The organism is Mariprofundus sp. NF, assembly GCF_013387455.1.
In the GTDB taxonomy this organism is placed as follows: Bacteria; Pseudomonadota; Zetaproteobacteria; order Mariprofundales; family Mariprofundaceae; genus Mariprofundus.
Window position 1 is genome coordinate 119464 of sequence record NZ_VWNC01000003.1, and the last position, 17591, is coordinate 137054.

22 protein-coding genes are annotated in these 17591 nt (G+C 50.2%); 13 read left to right on the top strand and 9 right to left on the bottom strand.

Annotated elements, in window-relative coordinates; genetic code table 11:
• Nucleotides 1–59 precede the first annotated feature (59 nt).
• The gene (locus F3F96_RS05820) at nt 60–209 is read left to right on the top strand and encodes a hypothetical protein (RefSeq protein ID WP_176959361.1); all 150 of its coding nucleotides are present in this window, start codon (nt 60–62) and stop codon (nt 207–209) included.
• A 107-nt stretch (nt 210–316) separates the two neighbouring features.
• On the opposite strand, the gene F3F96_RS05825 is transcribed toward F3F96_RS05820, so the two are convergent.
• The 3 genes from F3F96_RS05825 to F3F96_RS05835 form a co-directional block, all read right to left on the bottom strand.
• On the bottom strand, nt 317–628 hold the full coding sequence (locus F3F96_RS05825; protein ID WP_176962315.1) for a hypothetical protein: 312 nt from the start codon (nt 626–628) through the stop codon (nt 317–319).
• A gap of 272 nt (nt 629–900) precedes the next feature.
• Complete coding sequence (locus F3F96_RS05830) at nt 901–1782, bottom strand: MBL fold metallo-hydrolase (protein WP_176962316.1); 882 nt, start codon at nt 1780–1782, stop codon at nt 901–903.
• A complete protein-coding gene (locus F3F96_RS05835; RefSeq protein ID WP_176962317.1) occupies nt 1779–2639 on the bottom strand; it encodes an HDOD domain-containing protein in 861 nt (286 codons plus the stop codon). Before F3F96_RS05835 ends, F3F96_RS05830 begins: the two co-directional genes overlap by 4 nt.
• A 166-nt stretch (nt 2640–2805) precedes the next feature.
• Here F3F96_RS05835 and F3F96_RS05840 point away from each other — a divergent pair, with 166 nt between their 5' ends.
• The 12 genes from F3F96_RS05840 (at nt 2806) to F3F96_RS05895 (ending at nt 12313) form a co-directional block, all read left to right on the top strand.
• Nucleotides 2806–3714, top strand: coding sequence for an SPOR domain-containing protein (locus F3F96_RS05840; RefSeq protein ID WP_176962318.1), 909 nt, complete (start codon nt 2806–2808; stop codon nt 3712–3714).
• Nucleotides 3715–3810: 96 nt separating this feature from the next.
• Nucleotides 3811–5112, top strand: coding sequence for a glutamate-1-semialdehyde 2,1-aminomutase (hemL, locus tag F3F96_RS05845; RefSeq protein ID WP_176962319.1), 1302 nt, complete (start codon nt 3811–3813; stop codon nt 5110–5112).
• Nucleotides 5113–5176: 64 nt separating this feature from the next.
• Nucleotides 5177–5536, top strand: a complete 360-nt coding sequence (gene hisI / locus F3F96_RS05850) for a phosphoribosyl-AMP cyclohydrolase (protein ID WP_176962320.1) — start codon at nt 5177–5179, stop codon at nt 5534–5536.
• The gene (locus F3F96_RS05855; RefSeq protein ID WP_176962321.1) at nt 5533–5850 is read left to right on the top strand and encodes a phosphoribosyl-ATP diphosphatase; all 318 of its coding nucleotides are present in this window, start codon (nt 5533–5535) and stop codon (nt 5848–5850) included. Before hisI ends, F3F96_RS05855 begins: the two co-directional genes overlap by 4 nt.
• A gap of 14 nt (nt 5851–5864) precedes the next feature.
• Nucleotides 5865–6734, top strand: coding sequence for a glycerol kinase (locus tag F3F96_RS05860; RefSeq protein WP_176962322.1), 870 nt, complete (start codon nt 5865–5867; stop codon nt 6732–6734).
• A 151-nt stretch (nt 6735–6885) separates the two neighbouring features.
• Complete coding sequence (locus F3F96_RS05865; RefSeq protein ID WP_176962323.1) at nt 6886–8487, top strand: cation:proton antiporter family protein; 1602 nt, start codon at nt 6886–6888, stop codon at nt 8485–8487.
• Nucleotides 8488–8534: 47 nt separating this feature from the next.
• On the top strand, nt 8535–8831 hold the full coding sequence (locus F3F96_RS05870; RefSeq protein WP_176962324.1) for a DUF3817 domain-containing protein: 297 nt from the start codon (nt 8535–8537) through the stop codon (nt 8829–8831).
• 147 nt (nt 8832–8978) lie between these two features.
• Complete coding sequence (locus F3F96_RS05875) at nt 8979–9632, top strand: methyltransferase (RefSeq protein WP_176962325.1); 654 nt, start codon at nt 8979–8981, stop codon at nt 9630–9632.
• A 187-nt stretch (nt 9633–9819) separates the two neighbouring features.
• Complete coding sequence (locus F3F96_RS05880; protein WP_176962326.1) at nt 9820–10389, top strand: alkylphosphonate utilization protein; 570 nt, start codon at nt 9820–9822, stop codon at nt 10387–10389.
• A gap of 178 nt (nt 10390–10567) precedes the next feature.
• Nucleotides 10568–10903 carry a histidine triad nucleotide-binding protein gene (locus F3F96_RS05885; RefSeq protein ID WP_176962327.1) on the top strand — a complete coding sequence of 112 codons (336 nt, stop codon included), beginning with the start codon at nt 10568–10570 and terminating at the stop codon, nt 10901–10903.
• A gap of 13 nt (nt 10904–10916) precedes the next feature.
• Complete coding sequence (locus F3F96_RS05890) at nt 10917–11420, top strand: DUF721 domain-containing protein (RefSeq protein WP_176962328.1); 504 nt, start codon at nt 10917–10919, stop codon at nt 11418–11420.
• Nucleotides 11417–12313, top strand: coding sequence for a Tim44 domain-containing protein (locus F3F96_RS05895; protein WP_176962329.1), 897 nt, complete (start codon nt 11417–11419; stop codon nt 12311–12313). The genes F3F96_RS05890 and F3F96_RS05895 overlap by 4 nt, the downstream gene beginning before the upstream one ends.
• 86 nt (nt 12314–12399) lie before the next feature.
• Here the strand turns inward: F3F96_RS05895 and F3F96_RS05900 are convergent, their stop codons facing one another.
• The 6 genes from F3F96_RS05900 to fabD form a co-directional block, all read right to left on the bottom strand.
• Entirely contained in the window at nt 12400–12576 is a 177-nt protein-coding gene (locus tag F3F96_RS05900; RefSeq protein ID WP_176962330.1) for a hypothetical protein, read from the bottom strand.
• Nucleotides 12577–12794: 218 nt separating this feature from the next.
• Nucleotides 12795–14108 carry a chorismate-binding protein gene (locus F3F96_RS05905; protein WP_176962331.1) on the bottom strand — a complete coding sequence of 438 codons (1314 nt, stop codon included), beginning with the start codon at nt 14106–14108 and terminating at the stop codon, nt 12795–12797.
• A gap of 17 nt (nt 14109–14125) precedes the next feature.
• Nucleotides 14126–15370, bottom strand: a complete 1245-nt coding sequence (fabF, locus tag F3F96_RS05910) for a beta-ketoacyl-ACP synthase II (protein ID WP_176962332.1) — start codon at nt 15368–15370, stop codon at nt 14126–14128.
• Nucleotides 15371–15376: 6 nt separating this feature from the next.
• Entirely contained in the window at nt 15377–15616 is a 240-nt protein-coding gene (gene acpP, locus F3F96_RS05915) for an acyl carrier protein (RefSeq protein ID WP_100265686.1), read from the bottom strand.
• 262 nt (nt 15617–15878) lie between these two features.
• Entirely contained in the window at nt 15879–16619 is a 741-nt protein-coding gene (gene fabG, locus F3F96_RS05920; protein ID WP_176962333.1) for a 3-oxoacyl-ACP reductase FabG, read from the bottom strand.
• An 8-nt stretch (nt 16620–16627) separates the two neighbouring features.
• Nucleotides 16628–17569, bottom strand: a complete 942-nt coding sequence (gene fabD / locus F3F96_RS05925; RefSeq protein ID WP_176962334.1) for an ACP S-malonyltransferase — start codon at nt 17567–17569, stop codon at nt 16628–16630.
• Nucleotides 17570–17591 lie beyond the last annotated feature (22 nt).

The following is a 17591-nucleotide window of genomic DNA, read 5'->3' on the forward strand; positions in this document are numbered from 1 at the left end:
CTGCGGCCTTACAAAACCGCCTTGATTTTCAGTGACATCATGTCAGGAGAGCAACACATATGGGTCATCACGCATTTGATTACTCAATCTGGGAGAAGGATCAAGTTCCACCCAAGCAGGATAAAATTAAACATAGCCATCGCATTGAACTAAAGCAGCTGGAGAAGAAGCGCCGCGATTATGATGACTGGGAAGAGTGGGACGATTAATCACCCCTGCCGGTGATTGAATCCCGACTCTGATCTTGCCATTTTAAGCCAAAAAAGAGCCTCTCTGATTACCTCAGAGGGGCTCTTTTATTATTGACGACTCTGGCTTATCGGCTGGCTAGTCGAGATTTAATCTCATCTTTGGTCGGAATGGCAACCTGAGAGAGCACCACATTGATATCAAAGTCGTGATTTCTATCCCATATCTCAGCAATGGCATCACCGCAGGAGATAAGCAGACGTTCATTCTCCAGATCATTACAGGCAAATTCGATAAGTGAATTCAGAGCCTTCTCGGAGTCGAAATGGCCGAGATAGACGGCAGCACTATTGCGGAGCTCCACTGCCTCTTCGCGATTGAGCAGTACTGCCAGTAGAAATTCAGCACGTTCGTGTTCGTCTTTGAACTCTTCACCCATGCATCACCTCCGAAGCCCCTGAAACAAGATCTAATAACGGCCCCTACTATTCAATCTAAAACAGCGTTGCCAAGGGGTAATTATTGCCTTAGCCCGGAGCCGATTTAGGGGGTTAATATCGTTCACCACCTGAAGAGCAGGAGAGTAACCACCCCACAAATAAGGATTTTTCCTACTTCCAGCTGGTATAACATCAGACTTGAAGAGGACCTTACATAACTGAAACAAACACAGTTCCGACAATATGATAAGAATCCTTTATATTAAAAACATTACCATTCGATGCTCAGCCCCTCTCGGGACAGTGCAATCTCCGGCACTTCAACGCTGAGACTGTTGCGGCTCTCCTTAAACAGAGCCTCAAGGGCATCATCGCTACGGGTCGGTTCGTGATGCGTTAGAAACAGCTGCTGCACTTCTGCCTTCTCAGCCATCTTCATGCAGGAGTGATAGGTGCCATGCCCCCACCCCTTCTTGGCCGGGTACTCAGCTTCGCTATAGGAGGCGTCGGCAATCAGCACATCCACACCACGTATCTGATCCATAAAGTGGGACTCTTTCTGATCGAGTAGCGACTGGTACATCTCAAACTCATCATCTTCCTGATCATAGATATTATAGGGGTTCTCATGGTCGCCGGTAAAAAAGAGTGATTTGCCACGGCAATCGATGCGATAACCAAAATTCACCACCGGATGATTCAGCAGCACCGGGGTGATAGTAACCTCACCAATGTTCACCTTCTCACCCTCTCTGAGTGAGACGTAATCGATTTTGGCATTGAGCTCGCATTCACGAATGGGAAAAAAACGGTACTGCAGCTGAACACTGAGAATCTCTTCAATGCTGTTCTGGGTGATCGGGTCGTAGGCACCATAAATCGTGGCACGATTATTCGGTACAAACAGCGGAATAAAGAAGGGAAGACCCTGGATATGATCCCAATGCGAATGGGTATTAAAAATATGGGCATGCAGCGGGAAATCACCGAACAGCGTATGTGAGAGTGGGAAGATGCCGGTTCCGGCATCGAGAATAATCAGCTGTCCATCATCGGTTCTGATCTCGATACAGGTGGTATTGCCACCATAACGCACCGTTTTCGGCCCCGGTGAAGGGATTGAGCCGCGTACGCCCCAGAATGTCAGCTTCATGAGCGAACCATATTAAGTAGTTTATCAACCTCTTCCTGCAGGCCATCCATCTGCGCCACCACATCTTCGAGGTTACAGTGCAAGCGGTTATGCATCACCTCTGAAAAATCACCCACATAGGGATCACCGTTATCACCCAGATGCATCGCTTTGACAACGGAACTGGCAGCAGCCACCGATAGCGCCAGATTGGATGAGCCCTCACTACAATTCACCTGCGTTCTGATGCAGTCCACCAGCGGCTCCGGCAGCTGCCAGCTTTCAGCCAGCATCGCACCCACCTCGGCACTGGAAACACCCAGTCGCTCCATCTCCACCAGTGCAAGCGGCAGATTTTTCTCTTTGGCTTCGGTAATAATCTTGCCGTAGGTGACGGGTTCAAACTGGATAAATACGGCTTTACCGAAATCGTGCAACAGACCGGCAACAAAATGATCAGAAGCATCGCGAATATTGAGTTGATTCCTGGCCAACCACTGGGCTACTGACGCTGTAGCCAGCGAGTGAGTCAAAAATTTTGACATACTAAGCTCAGGAATACTCTTCCTCGGCATCGTCTCGAGCGTAGCGATACTGACAGCCAGATTTTTAATCGTGTTCAGTCCGAGATAAACCAGCGCATGCTGAACCGATGAAACATGCCTCGACAAGGCAAAAAAGGCTGAATTTACCATCTTTAGAATCTTCATGGTCATCACCGGATCACGCTCAATCACCTTGACCAGATCTTTGGGCGAACAGTTGATATCACGGGTAATGGACATCACCTGATGCACGCTCTCAGGAAAGGCGGGCATGGAGTCCACCATATTGGTTAAACGCTGCTTCAGCTCTTCGCTGCTATCTATTTCTGTCATGCAGCCATACGAGCAAGAATAGTGCCGTATTGGCCGTCAGTTTTGTGTAATAAGGAGAGAGCAGCCAGACTTGCAAAAGTTTGACATTAACTTAACGTAGCACAAGGGCGTCGAAGCTGTCATTCCAGCTCTTTTGACAGTATCGATCAGGTGGGAGGAGTTCTGCATGAGTGATGATAAAAAACTACATCATAGGGAGCTCGACCCCTTTGCCGGTGAGTATGAGCCTGAGCCCTTTTTTGATGAGACTCCTGATGAGACCCCTGTTGCAGATGAACCCCTCATGCAAGCCGATGAAACCCCGACTCTTGAACCTGAAAACAGCGTAGACCCGATTGATGAGGAGCCTCTGTTTCCGGACGAATCACCGGAAGATTTCTCAGAAACTGGTGAGACCACTACCGACACCCCTATCTATTCGGCCCCACCAGAGCAGAAAAGCGGTATCAATATTGGCATGGTAGCAGCAGTGATTCTTGTTGCCGTTGCCGCCATTGGCTATCTCACGATTGCCGATAACGGCGAAAAACCAGTTCAGACGGCTCAGGTAAAAGAAGCACAACCTGCTGCGGTTGAGACTGCTGCGGTTGAGACTGCTGCGGTTGGGACTGCTGCGGTTGGGACTGCAAAGGTTGAGACTGCAAAGGTTGAGACTGCAAAGGTTGAAGCTGCAAAGGTTGAGGCTGCAAAGGTTGAGGCTACGAAGGTAGAGGCTGCAAAGGTAGAGACTGCAAAGATAGAGACTGCAAAGGTTGAAGCTGCGAAAGTTATAATGGAAAAAGAGACATCAAAGAATACAGCAGCGCCTTCAGCTACGCTGCCAGCAACAGATTCAGGCAATTGGATCATCTATCTTGCTTCGGTCCGCTCGGAAAAATCAGCGCAGCAGCTGGTAGCCCGAATCAAGGCCTCTAACATTGAGACCAAGGCAGTGCGGGCAAATGTTAAAGGTAAAATATTTCATCGCATTCAACTCCATCGCACCTTAAATAGAGAAGATGCGGAAGTAACACGTAGCTTCCTGGCCAAAAAACTGGGGTTAAAAGGGGCCTGGATTGAAGAGAAACAGCTCTGAAACAGCCCGAATTTAAAACCCGTAACATTGACACAAGCCCGCCCTCTTCCTAACGTCCCGTCACTTTTAGAAACAGACCCACAATAAGGATTATTCATGTCAATCACTACCCAGTCACAAAATGATTTCGAGCAGGCCTGCAAGCTGCTACCCGGCGGTGTTAATTCACCGGTTCGCGCTTTCAAATCGGTCGGCGGCACACCACGCTTTTTTGCCAAAGCCAGTGGAGCCTATGTCTGGGATGTTGATAACAATAAATACATCGATTATGTCGGCTCATGGGGCCCGATGATTCTCGGCCACACCCACCCTGATGTCGTTAAGGGTGTACAGGAGACTGCTGCACTCGGCATGAGCTTTGGCGCACCATGCGAACTGGAGATTGATCTGGCTCAGCTGGTGATCGATATGGTACCCTCCATTGATGTCATCCGCTTTGTCAATTCAGGCTCAGAAGCGACCATGAGTGCATTGCGTCTGGCACGCGGTTTTACCGGCCGCGATAAGTTCATTAAGTTTGATGGTGGTTATCATGGCCATGCCGACGGCTTCCTGGTTAAAGCCGGCTCCGGCGCTGCCACCTTTGGTGAGCCTGACTCTGCCGGTGTGCCTGCCGATTACGCCAAACTGACACTGACTGCCCCGTTCAATGATATCGATGCGGTGAAAAAACTCTTCGCCGACAACAAGGGTGAGATCGCCTGCATCTTTGTTGAGCCTGTACCGGGCAATACCGGAGTGATGCTGCTTAATGATAACGGTTTTCTACAGCAACTGCGCGACATCTGTGATGCAGAGGGTGCGCTACTGATCTTTGATGAGGTGATGTGCGGTTTCCGTGTTGCTGCCGGTGGTGCACAGGAGCGCTTCGGCATCATGCCTGATCTGACATGCCTGGGTAAAATTATCGGTGGTGGTCTGCCGGTCGGCGCTTATGGTGGCCGCGAAGAGATCATGCGCAAGATCTCTCCTGATGGCCCTGTCTATCAGGCAGGCACACTATCGGGTAACCCACTGGCTATGCGTGCGGGCATTGAGACACTCTCTCGCCTGCGTGCACCGGGTTTCTACGAAGAGCTGGAACGCAAAACCACGCGTCTGGTGGAAGGGCTGCTGGAAGGTTGTAAGGCTGCCGGTGTTCCCGCTGTTGCCAATCAGGTCGGTGCGATGTTCACCGTCTTCTTCACTGAACTTGATGCTGTCACCTGTTGTTCTGATGTAAGTAACCACTGTGATCTGGCTTTCTTCGGCAAATTCTTCAACGCCATGCTCGATGAAGGCATCTATCTCGCCCCATCACAATACGAAGCGGCATTTATGAGTGCAGCACATACAGATGCTGATGTAGAGAACACCATCGCAGCTGCCGGCCGTGCTCTCGCGAAGCTGACCGCATGATTTTCTCACCGCAGAGGACGCAAAGGGTCGCAAAGGAAAAACTATCTCCAAATGGAATAGGCGCATGATAACCCTGTTGAACCAGATTAAATTTAATGAAGCGGGACTTGTTCCTGCTATCGCACAGGACGCGACAACCGGTCGTGTGTTGATGATGGCCTGGATGAATGAAGAGGCCGTTGAGCAGACAGTGGCAACCGGTTTTGCCCACTACTACTCCCGCTCTCGCAGCAAGCAGTGGAAAAAAGGTGAATCCTCCGGCCATATTCAGAAGGTGATCGACATGTTTCTCGACTGTGATGGTGATACAATGCTGCTGATCATTGAGCAGACCGGACCTGCCTGCCACACCAACCGCAAATCCTGCTTTTATAAAAAGCGGCAGGATGATGAATGGGTAACCAACGAGGAGCCCCTGAAATGAGTAACGATATTCTGAAAGAGCTGGCCGCTATTCTTGAAGCGCGCAAGTCCGAAGCACCCGATGCATCCTATGTGGCTTCACTCTACGCCAAGCCGGACAAGATGCTGGAGAAGATCGGCGAAGAGGCAGTTGAAACCATCATCGCCGCCAAGAACGATGACAGTGAACAGATCATCTATGAAACAGCCGATCTCTGGTTCCACTCCATGGTGATGCTGGCCCAGAAAGGCTTAAGCCCTGACGATGTTCTCAATGAACTCGCCCGCCGCTTCGGCGTTTCAGGGCACGAAGAGAAGGCATCGCGTAATAAGTAGAAACTGAGGTTCCAATGGCAGACGACAAATACCTTTCAACATCAGCACTAGCTAAAGTGATCGGAATTCCAGCGAAGGAACTGTTTGCAAAATTCCTCTCTGATAGCTTGATTGAAAAGATCGATGAGCAATGGAACCTTACTCCTCTAGGCATGAAAATTGGCGGTAAATATTTGGAAAGTAAAAAATTTGGCCGTTATATTGCCTGGCCAGAATCAATGTCCACAGCTCCAACGATTGAAAAACAAGCTGAGACACGATTGACAGCCAGAGCTCTTGGAACCAAGTATGATCTATCTGCCAACAAAATTAATTTCATTCTTTCGGAACTGGGCTGGATTCAGAAAAGTATCAAAGGTTGGAAGCTTACTCTACAGGGAGAGAAGCTTGGCGGAATTCAGGATGAAGACAGAAAATCAGGCATCCCTTTTGTTCGGTGGCCTGAGAACATTATAACCAACCGGGCTCTTCTCGGCTCAATTCAGGATGTGAAAGGTGAGGCTGAGCTATCAATTGCCAAACAAGTTGATTTCAGAGAAAAATTTGAAGCAAAACACCGTGCTACAGATGGTCACTTTGTACGTTCAAAGGCTGAGATGCTCATTGATAACTGGTTGTACATGGCAGAAATCGTCCATGCTTATGAACGCAAACTTCCTGTTGAAGAAAATGTATATTGTGACTTCTATATCCCTACTGGAAAGGTATATATCGAATACTGGGGTTATGAAAATGATTCAAAATATCTCAATCGTAAAAAAGAAAAAATTTCAATCTATGAAAAATATGGTTTCAATCTTATTGAACTGAACGACAAAGATGTGCAAAACTTGGATGATATTTTACCTCGTCTGCTTCTTAAATATGGCGTTCAAGCCTACTAACAGATGACAAACAAAGGGATAGAGTTAAAGATATATAGCTAAGGAGAAAACATGGACAACATCTGTTCTAAAACCATACCTCCGAGACCTTTAGCGCACTGGCTGCCCAATTGTGCCTGATTGTATGCCACTGAACATTTCACGATAGATTATGGAACCAATACTCCTCTCGATTCATTACAGTGACCCGCTCTGGATAGCTGCCGCTTTCCTCTGCGGACTGGTGATCAGTCGAGTGGGGCTACCTCCAATGGTCGGCTTCCTGGCAGCAGGTTTTTTGCTCAATGCTCTGGGGGTAGAGGGCGGCGATTTCCTCAATGTCATGGCCGATCTTGGCATCACCCTGCTGCTATTCTCCATTGGTCTCAAGCTTAAGATAAAATCGTTAGTCAGGCCCGAAGTTTGGGGGGTGGCTACACTGCACATGGGGCTGATTACGATGCTGGTCGCCACCATCATCGTGGTGCTCTCCTATACCAGCCTGCCGCTGATTTCCGGCGTTGATATGGGTACAGCCCTGCTCATCGGTTTCGCTGTCTCTTTCTCGAGTACCGTATTCGCAGTAAAAATCCTCGACGAACTGGGGGCAACCAATGCCAGACATGGGCAGATCGCAATTGGTCTGTTGGTGGTGCAGGACATCGCGGCAGTCCTGTTTATTGCCGCCTCAATGGGCAAATTACCTACGCCATGGGCTCTGGCGTTGATTGGACTGATTCCCCTGCGCTTCCTGATTTACAGGATACTCGACAAAGTCGGTCATGGTGAACTCCTGATTCTCTTCGGCATTGCTCTGGCACTGGTCGGCGCGGATATCTTTGAACTGGTCGGTATCAAGGCAGATGTCGGAGCGCTGGTATTCGGGATGCTGCTTGCCAACCACACCAAGGCCGGCGAGCTGTCAAAAGCCCTGCTGGGGCTGAAGGAGCTGTTTCTGGTCGGTTTCTTCCTCAGCGTCGGCATGACCAGCCTGCCGGGTTGGAATGAACTGCTTATTGCATTGCTTTTCATTTTGATCCTGCCATTGAAAACAGCGATCTATTACGGGCTCTTTAACCTGTTTCGGCTTAGATCCAGCACCTCACTTCGTGCCTCATTCAACCTCGCAAACTACAGTGAGTTCGGCCTGATCGTCGGCGCTATCGCCATCTCATCGGGATGGTTGCCAAAAGAGTGGCTGGCAGTTTTTGCCGTGATGATGTCGATCTCTTTTATCGTTTCAGCACCATTGGTGAATGTCCGGGACAAGTTATATCAGAGATGGCGTCCACGGCTCAAGCGATCCGAACGCTCCGAGCGCCTTGCCGGTGAAGAGAATCTGGAACTTGCGGGCATAAAGGTGGTGGTATTCGGCATGGGGCGGATGGGTATTGCCGCCTACAACGCATTAGAGGCGGACTACGCAGGCAGTCTGGTCGGCGTGGAAATTGATCAGGAGAAGGCTAACAAACACTCTACAGCGGGGAGAAATGTCGTCAGTGGTGATGCGACCAACCCCGATTTCTGGACACGTGCGCCCCAGTTGCTCGACGAACTGGAGTGGGTATTGCTCACCCTGCCGTCACAAAAAGCCAACATGGATGCAGCATTGCGACTTAAGGAGATGGGGTATCATGGGCGTATCGCAGCCACGACAAAATTCCGGGATGAGGAAGATGCTTTGAAGGCTATTGGTGTCGACCACACTTTCAACATCTATACAGAAGCTGGCTTGGGGTTCGCCAATGAACTACAGACTTTCGTGGGTAAATAGCCAGAGTCTGTTAGACAATTTCAGCTTGTACATTACACTACACCCTCATGCTAAAAGCGTTCAGAATTATCAGTTTTATTGAAGGGCTATCTCTGATCGCCCTGTTCTTTATCGCCATGCCTGCCAAACACCTGTTTGATATGGATATGGTGGCCATAGCCGGGCCTGTTCACGGCGTGCTCTGGCTGGCTTTTTTGCCCATGCTTGAGATGGTCAGCCGTAAAGAAGCATGGTCCAAATCGACATGGAACTATGCCCTGATTACCTCCGTGCTGCCTTTCGGCTGTTTTTTCCTTGAAAACAGATTCAGGAATAACTCACTTCAGCCAAACGGCACTGCATAAACGCCCCTCTCTTTATCAAAGCCTTAATCTGTTTCTTGCGTAAATTAGTCAAAACCAAACCCCGTATGTAGGATTACCATCCCACGTAGTGAATCTGTTGACTCACGCATGCTGCGTATGTCGAAACCATCGACAGAGCAGGTATTCATGTCATCGCTACGCGTTCGCTACCAGACCCTCGAATTTGACAATGTCGATATTCATCTGCGCACCCTGCGTGATAATCAGGAATTCTCTGATGATAAAGGTGAAGCTGAAGCGCTCGGCATCTCATCAGCCACATGGCCGCTGTTTGGTATCGTCTGGCCATCCGGTGAGGTGCTCGCCCATCTGATGGCTGACTTCGATATTAAGGGAAAACGCATACTTGAGGTTGGTTGCGGCATCGCCCTCTCCAGCCATGTGCTCAATCAAAGGGATGCCGATATTACTGCCACCGACTACCACCCGGAAGCAGGTGCATTCCTTCAGGAAAACACAGCGCTAAACAATGCCAATGACATCCCCTATGTACGTACTGGCTGGGCGGATGAAACGACTGACCTGGGTAAGTTTGATCTGATTATCGGCAGTGACATTCTCTATGAGCAGGAACATGCCGAGCTGCTCTCAGTATTCATAAACCAACATGCCAAAGAGCAGTGTGAAGTGATCATTGTAGATCAGGGACGCGGCCATCACGCCAGCTTCAGTAAAAAAATGGTGAAGCTCGGTTTTTCACATAGCCAGAGCAGACCTGAAAACACCGACTACCTGGCCAAATCCCTACCCAAAGGACAAGTGCTTCGCTACCGGCGTTAGTCGCCAGACTTCAATTCAACAGTCCCTGCTTAAGCCTCTGAACAGAGCGATATGGCCACCATTTAATGGTAATTCTTCCATCCAAATATCGGGCACTATTACAACGGAACAATTGACTTCGGTTGCTTCAGACTCATGCTTCGCCACCATCAAAGCCATTGGCTGAACCCACAGGAAATAACAAGTTATGAGCATAGAAACAGAACTGCAGGCACGTAGCGAATCCAAATGTGAATTATGCGGAGCAAGCGACAATCTGGGCGTTTATGAAGTGCCTCCGACTTACGATGGAAGTGCCGATCAGTGCGTGCTGATCTGTGGAACATGCAGTGGTCAGATCGATAATCCTGATACCGTTGATGCCAACCACTGGCGTTGCCTGAATGACAGCATGTGGAGTCAGGTGCCTGCGGTGCAGGTTGTAGCATGGCGTATGCTCACCCGCTTGCGTGGTGAAGGCTGGCCGCAGGATCTGCTGGATATGATGTATCTGGAAGATGAGACACGTGCCTGGGCAGAAGCCGGTAGCAGTGATGATGAAGAGAAGGTGATTCATCGCGACAGCAACGGTGCAGTGCTTGAAGCGGGTGACACCGTTACCCTGATCAAGGATCTGGATGTAAAAGGCTCATCGATCACCGCCAAGCGTGGTACTGCAGTACGCAATATCCGTCTGGTACAGGATAATGCCGAACAGATAGAAGGTCGTGTTGATGGTCAGTTGATCGTTATTCTCACCAAGTTCGTTAAGAAATAGCTAATACTCACCACAAAGAGTACGAAGGACACAGAGAAAAACAATACAAACGGTTAAGAGTCACATACTTAGCTGGATAGCACTAAACAGCGTTATCAGTAGGTATTTACCCCACTCTATTCTTCCTTTGTTGTGAAAAATGATTATGGTATTGCTGCCAAAGCAAGGAGAGATCAAGATGAGTGACTGCCTGTTTTGTAAAATAGCTACCGGGGATATCCCCTCCAACAAGGTCTACGAGGATGACGATTTCTTCGCCTTTCACGACATTCACCCCAAAGCACCAACCCATGTACTGGTCATTCCTAAGTTTCATCTGGCTACTTTGGCTGATGCCACAGAAGAGGATGCAGCTTTTCTTGGTCAGATGATGGATCGCGTGCGCCATATTGCCGATGAACTGCTCAAGCTTGATGCCGGATACCGTGTGATTATTAATGTACGCGAAGGTGGTGGGCAGGTGGTATTCCATATTCACGTGCATATTCTGGGCGGCAAGACTCTGCCGTTTTGAACAGAGTGATAGATTGAGCTTTCGCCCCAGACGTCCCCGTTCCAAACTGACCGCCATCAATGGTGGCCTCTCCGAAATTCTCGGTGAGGAGTCTCTTGGTAAGCTGATGGGTATGGCGCGCCTGCGTCGTGCATGGCCCGATATTGTCGGACCGATGATGGCGCTGCGCACTGAGCCGATCCAGATCGAACCACTGCCTGATGATGGTGTCTGCCTATGGGTTGCCGTCGATCACCCGATCATGGGGCAGCAGATCCGCTTTCTGCGCGATGAGATTCGCAAGGCCTGTTTCAAGCACGCCAAAGTAACCAACCTGTATAAAATAAACACCCGTGTGCAACCTGGTGCAGGCATCAAAGCCAAAGCCCCCAAACCGGTTGGCAGAGCCTTGAGCTTCACTGAAAAACGCAGGGTTGCACGAGACGTCGCTGGCATTAAGGATCGCACCTTGCGCAAAGCAGCCTTTCAGGCTCATATTGCGCAAGTTGCATTTGCAAATGACGAGGAGAATAGATGAAAAAACTGATGACAATTATGATGATCGCCATCTTTGGTATCATGATTTCAGGCGTGGATTATGCTGATGCCAAACGCTTCGGCATGGGTTCAAGCTTCGGCAAACAGCGCATGAGCCAACCAAAATCAAACAGTTTCTCACAGCAGAAGGCAGCACCGCAGAAGCAGCCTGCTGCAGCGGGCCAGCGTGGTTCAGCCCGTACCGGCATGATGGGCATGCTCGGTGGCTTAGCCCTTGGCGGCCTGCTTGGTGCAATGTTCTTCGGCGGCGCATTTGAAGGCATTAACCTGTTCGATATCCTACTCATCGGTGGCGGCATCTTTCTGATCATGTATTTCCTGCGCAGACGAGCAGTGCCACAACAGCAATCATTTGCCGGACAAGGGTATAGCCATGAGCCTTCGGCAAACAGCTTCCCGGGTAGCCATGCAGAACCTGATGCTGTGCAGGAGGAGTTTGATTTCCAGGATCAGAACCGTGAACCGGTTGGCAGCGCTCTGCGTCCTGAGATCGATGACAAACATTTCATCCCGGCAGCCAAAGATATTTACGTGCGCATGCAGAAGGCGTGGGATTCGGGTGATATCGAAGATATCCGCCAGTTCTGCACCCCTGAAATTGCCGAGCGCATAGCCCGTGATATGTCTCCCAACAGTTCCAACCATACTGAGGTTGCTACGCTCAATGCTGAGATAGCCGATAGCTGGATTGAATCAGATCTGGAGTGGGTCGCGGTAAATTACACTGCCATGCTGCGTGAGCAGCAAACTGATCACACCGGCGCAACGGTTGAAGACCAGAGTACTGAAGTGAATGAGGTATGGATTTTCCAGCATGCCCCGAATTCAGATGATCCGACATGGTATCTGGCAGGTATTCAGCAAACCGGATAATATTTTACAGCGCATAAAAAACAAAAAGGCTGGCGGGGAAACCCGGCCAGCCTTTTTTTATTCTTACAGCTTACCTAACAGAGATCTTATTTAGACAACCAGTTTGCGACTTCGTCCGCTTCAGAGAGCGGCGCTTCAGCTTCAGACTTATCCTCTTCGTTCTCATCAAGTAACCCCAGCTTACGCAGGCGTTTCTCTTCATTCTTCTTCTGTTTGGCGATCTCTTTTTGTCGCTTCTCAAACTTGAAATTTGTCCTGGCCAATGGGGCACCTCCAATCATGTCATGTCCGATCCACGCAATCTGAATCGCTGCTGGTGCCTTAGAAACGGACAAGAGCGCAACTCTGCCTATATTTACGACTTCCGTCGCGCTAATAATATCTTGCCACTGGTTTTAAGGGTCTTTCCTGTACTATTTCACCTTCTCTTAACTGGATCAGAGGTGCTGAATAGGTTTATGACGACGCATATAGAGTACAGTTAAAGGGTGGTAGAGAGAGCCCTGAGAAGACCTTCGGCTTTGTGTTCGGTTTCGATCAGCTCATGTTCGGGATCGGAATCAGCAACAATCCCGGCACCGGCCGCCCAGCAGAGCTCGCCTTTATGGTGCCAGAAGGTGCGAATGAGGATATTCATATCGGCTGTGCCATCCCATGCCACATAACCCAGGCCGCCGGTATAGGGGCCACGGGCACGGTTCTCCAGCTCATGGATAATCTCCATGCAGTGAACCTTGGGACAGCCGGTAATGGTACCGCCGGGGAACATCGCTTTGAACAGATCAACGACATCCCTCCCCTGTTGCAGTTTTCCACGCACATTGGAGACGATATGCTGCACGGTGGCGTACTGCTCGATGACCATGCGTTCATTCACCTCAACACTGCCGGGAACACAGACGCGTCCGAGATCATTGCGCTCAAGATCAACGAGCATAATGTGCTCTGCACGCTCTTTCTCCGACAGCAGCAGTTCTGCCCTTAGTGACTCGTCCTTATCGCCTTCAGCACGCCTTCTGGTGCCTGCAATGGGCCTTGTATCCACCTCACCATCAGGATGCATGCGAAACAACCGCTCCGGTGAAGAGGAGATCAGCGTCAATTGCTCTCTGCCACTGCCTATCGATACAAAAGAGGAGAATGGTGCCGGATTCACCCGGCGCAACTGATTATAGAGGCCAGCCAGATCAGTGCGATCAAACGACATCGACCAGAAACGGGCGATATTGGCCTGAAAGATATCACCTGCGCTGATATATGACTTCACCTGCTCAACAGCCTGTTTATAGGCGTTGGCAGAGGTGACTGCAGGTGTGGCCAGCAGTTGCAGAGATGTGTCTGGAACCAGTGACTCCCCCACTTCATCGAGCAGCATCAGCACCGTCTGCACTGCTGATTCATCCCTGGCCGCCAGATAGATCGATTCGTTATCAAAACAGAGGGAGAATGTAGGGTAGAGCGTCCACAGCACCGGACCGGCAAGGGCTGTTTTGGAGGGTGGCAGATTCTCGATCAGGGAGGCCGCTTCATAGGCGGCATAAAACAGACAGCGAATGGCTGGCGAATTTGAATTGTCAGAGGCAACAGCAGATTTCCAGCTGTTGAAAAAGAGCGCCACATGCTCATCTGTTGCATCCTGCTGTAGAGAGACCGATTGCCCGTGTTGTGAAACAATGAACTGGCGGCCGACACCGGATGGATCCTCCAGAATAGCGGAGAACTGATGCGGAAAAGCAGAAAAAAGGCCGTAAGCGGAAAGCTTACGGCCCTGATTCGATATGACGCGGAATATCACGTCAAATGACTCGCCAGTTAATCGAACTTGCGAACGATGACTGTTGCGTTGGTACCACCAAATCCGAATGAGTTGGATACAGCCACCTTGATGTTAGCGTCTCTTGCTTCATGTGGCACATAATCGAGATCACATTCAGGATCAGGATTGTCCAGATTAATCGTTGGAGGAACCACACCGTTAAACACGGCCAGTACCGAGAACGCAGCCTCAATGCCACCGGCGGCTCCGAGCAGATGACCGGTCATCGATTTCGATGATGAGACCATCAGCTTTTTGGCGTGATCACCGAATACCGATTTGATACCCTGAGTTTCAGCCACATCACCCGCAGGTGTGGATGTACCGTGAGCATTGATATAATCCACATCTTCAGGATTGATACCGGCACGGTTCATCGCAGCCTTCATACAGCGACCACCACCTTCGCCACCCGGAGATGGAGAGGTCATATGATAAGCATCGCCGCTCATGCCATAACCGATCACTTCAGCAAGGATCACAGCACCGCGTGCTTTGGCTGACTCTAGCTCTTCAAGTACCAGTACACCTGCACCTTCACCCATCACGAAACCATCACGATCAACATCCCATGGACGGGATGCGGCCTGAGGATCGTCATTGCGTGTGGAGAGTGCACGGGCAGCTGAGAAGCCACCAATTGCCAACTCACAGACTACCGCTTCGGTACCACCAGCTACCATCGCATCGGCATCACCGCGTGCAATGATCTCAAAGGCATCACCGACAGCATGTGTACCTGTGGCACAGGCAGTTACCGCTGCAGTATTCGGACCCTTAGCACCGGTTAGCATCGATACCCAGCCGGATGTCATATTAATGATCGTCTGCGGGATAAAGAATGGTGAGATTTTACGGGCACCACCGGCTTCATAAGCACGCATGGTATTCTCAATGCTCACCAGACCACCCATACCGGCGCCGACAGCGACACCGACACGTTCAGCATTGGATTCATCAATGGTCAGGCCCGACTGCTCAAGTGCCATCATCGAAGCAGCTACACCGAACTGGATAAATTTATCCATTTTGCGCGCATCTTTGCGATTGATGAAATCTTCAACATTGAAGTCAGGCACCTCACCGGCGATGGTACAGGCCATACCCGTCGCCTCAGCATCAAAGTGGCTGATGCGACGGATACCTGATCTGCCTGCGGTCAGGTTTTCCCATGTTACATTAGTACCGGTGCCGAGCGGAGTAACCAGCCCAACACCAGTGACGACTACGCGTCTGGTCATAGGAGATTATTCAGCTTTAGCAGCGATGTAGTCGATAGCGTTCTGTACGCTCTGGATGCCTTCAGCATCTTCGTCTGGAATTTCAACACCGAACTCTTCTTCAAAAGCCATGACCAGCTCAACAGTATCCAGTGAATCTGCGCCCAGATCATCTACGAAAGATGAATCAGGATTGATCTCTTCCTCATCAACATTGAGCTGATCGGAAACGATTTTAATGATTTTAGCTTCGATTTCTGCAGACATAAAGTCCTCCCGAAAAAAATAGATGCGGCTTCTATCATAAGGTTCATAGCCGCACAAGTCTGAACCTTCACCTAGCTTCTGCTAATGCAGAAGATAGTGAAATTGTTACCAATTAGATAGCACTCCATGTGCTCTCTAATTTACGCAAAAGCAAAAACGTGGTTTTGCCTTTGCTCACAATTTCAAGCAGTTCCCAGCTTGAAATTGGCAGCACATCCATGTGCTGCAGCAACCCCTCTGAAATTCATCAGAGACATTACTATTACATATACATGCCACCATTTACATGCAGCACCTGACCGGTGATATAACCGGCGGCATCGCTGGCCAAAAATGTTACTGCAGCAGCGATATCTTCAGGCTGGCCAAGGCGACCGAGTGGGATCTGGCCAGTCAGTTTTGCATGCGCATCTTCACCCAGATCGGCAGTCATGTCAGTAGCAATAAAACCCGGTGCCACAGCATTAATAGTAATGCCGCGCGAGCCCACTTCACGCGCCAGTGAACGGGTCATCGCTTCCACGCCGCCTTTGCTGGCGCAGTAGTTGAGCTGTCCGGGATTACCCATACCAGCCACAACTGATGAGATATTAATAATACGACCACCACGCGCACGCATCATCGGCTTAAGCGCCGCCTGCATGGCATGAAATACAGAGGAGAGATTGGTATCGATCACCGCACTCCACTCATCCGGCTTCATACGCATCGAGAGATTGTCGCGGGTGATGCCGGCATTATTGACCAGCACATCGAGACGGCCGAAATGTTTGGCGGCCTCCTGAACAAAACTCTGCATCTGATCGCGATCGGAAACATCTACAGCCCTGGCCAGAACTTCTACGCCGTGCGCTTCTCGAATGGCTTCAGCTGCCTTATCAATTGTGCCCTGCGTTGTACCGCAAATAGCCAGATTGAAACCTGCTGCTGCAAGCTGCCCCGCAACCACATTGCCAATACCACGGCTTGCGCCAGTTACCAGTGCTGTTTTTCTATCGCTCATGTTTCCCCTCACTCGCCTGCCATCAGATTGATACTGCTTTCAAGCTGATCCGGCGTAACACTCACCCCAACAATCATACCACGTTCGATGCGTTTGACGAGTCCGGAAAGAACCTTGCCCGGCCCCATCTCAACACCCCTGCTCACACCTGTTGCAGCAAGTTTCTGAATCGTTTCAGTCCAGCGTACCGGTGAGATCAACTGTGCGACCAGTGCCTCCCGGATCTTCTCCACATCCTGTTCAGTCGTAGCAGAAGCATTGCCCCATACCGGACAGTTCGGTGCACTGAATGTAATATCCTGAAGACGCAGTGCCATGGCATCAGCAGCTGGCTGCATCAGAGGCGTATGGGATGGTGCACTTACTGCCAGGGGCAGTGCGCGCTTGGCACCGGCCTCTTTGGCCGAGACCATTAGACGATCCACGGCAGCGGCATGCCCTGCCACCACCAACTGCCCAGGACAGTTGTAGTTGGCAGCCCACACCTTGTCGCTATCATCGGAAGCGTTTACGCAAAGCTCTTCAAGTACATCATCAGCAAGGCCAAGAATAGCAGCCATGCTGCCAATACCTGCAGGCACAGCCTGAGTCATGACCTGCCCGCGGAATGCAACCAGCTGAACTGCATCAGAGAAATCGATCACACCAGCTGCAACCAGTGCTGAGTACTCACCGAGCGAGTGGCCTGCAACCTGAGTTGGCTCAGCACCACCCTTCTCGCGCCACAGACGCATTAAAGCGGTGGAAGCGGTTAAGAGAGCCGGCTGGGTAAACTCAGTCTGGCCAAGCTTATCCTCGGCATCATCACGAATCAGTGCAGCCATATCGTAACCCAGCGCATCAGATGCCTCTTCAAGGGTACGGGTTACTACATCAATGCCATCAAACGCATCGAGCATACCTTTGGATTGAGATCCCTGACCGGGAAAAAGAAGTACAAAATCACTCACGGTATTATTCCTTATTTAAACC

Excerpts from the sequence above, each read along its gene's own strand:
- F3F96_RS05860 (WP_176962322.1), top strand. The coding sequence starts at position 5,865 with ATGGCAGACGACAAATACCTTTCAACATCAGCACTAGCTAAAGTGATC.
- F3F96_RS05895 (WP_176962329.1), top strand. The coding sequence starts at position 11,417 with ATGAAAAAACTGATGACAATTATGATGATCGCCATCTTTGGTATCATG.
- F3F96_RS05825 (WP_176962315.1), bottom strand. The coding sequence starts at position 628 with ATGGGTGAAGAGTTCAAAGACGAACACGAACGTGCTGAATTTCTACTG.
- acpP (WP_100265686.1), bottom strand. The coding sequence starts at position 15,616 with ATGTCTGCAGAAATCGAAGCTAAAATCATTAAAATCGTTTCCGATCAG.
- F3F96_RS05875 (WP_176962325.1), top strand. The coding sequence starts at position 8,979 with ATGTCATCGCTACGCGTTCGCTACCAGACCCTCGAATTTGACAATGTC.
- hisI (WP_176962320.1), top strand. The coding sequence starts at position 5,177 with ATGATAACCCTGTTGAACCAGATTAAATTTAATGAAGCGGGACTTGTT.
- fabG (WP_176962333.1), bottom strand. The coding sequence starts at position 16,619 with ATGAGCGATAGAAAAACAGCACTGGTAACTGGCGCAAGCCGTGGTATT.
- hemL (WP_176962319.1), top strand. The coding sequence starts at position 3,811 with ATGTCAATCACTACCCAGTCACAAAATGATTTCGAGCAGGCCTGCAAG.
- F3F96_RS05880 (WP_176962326.1), top strand. The coding sequence starts at position 9,820 with ATGAGCATAGAAACAGAACTGCAGGCACGTAGCGAATCCAAATGTGAA.
- F3F96_RS05840 (WP_176962318.1), top strand. The coding sequence starts at position 2,806 with ATGAGTGATGATAAAAAACTACATCATAGGGAGCTCGACCCCTTTGCC.
- fabF (WP_176962332.1), bottom strand. The coding sequence starts at position 15,370 with ATGACCAGACGCGTAGTCGTCACTGGTGTTGGGCTGGTTACTCCGCTC.
- F3F96_RS05885 (WP_176962327.1), top strand. The coding sequence starts at position 10,568 with ATGAGTGACTGCCTGTTTTGTAAAATAGCTACCGGGGATATCCCCTCC.
- F3F96_RS05835 (WP_176962317.1), bottom strand. The coding sequence starts at position 2,639 with ATGACAGAAATAGATAGCAGCGAAGAGCTGAAGCAGCGTTTAACCAAT.
- F3F96_RS05870 (WP_176962324.1), top strand. The coding sequence starts at position 8,535 with ATGCTAAAAGCGTTCAGAATTATCAGTTTTATTGAAGGGCTATCTCTG.
- F3F96_RS05855 (WP_176962321.1), top strand. The coding sequence starts at position 5,533 with ATGAGTAACGATATTCTGAAAGAGCTGGCCGCTATTCTTGAAGCGCGC.
- F3F96_RS05830 (WP_176962316.1), bottom strand. The coding sequence starts at position 1,782 with ATGAAGCTGACATTCTGGGGCGTACGCGGCTCAATCCCTTCACCGGGG.
- F3F96_RS05865 (WP_176962323.1), top strand. The coding sequence starts at position 6,886 with ATGGAACCAATACTCCTCTCGATTCATTACAGTGACCCGCTCTGGATA.
- F3F96_RS05820 (WP_176959361.1), top strand. The coding sequence starts at position 60 with ATGGGTCATCACGCATTTGATTACTCAATCTGGGAGAAGGATCAAGTT.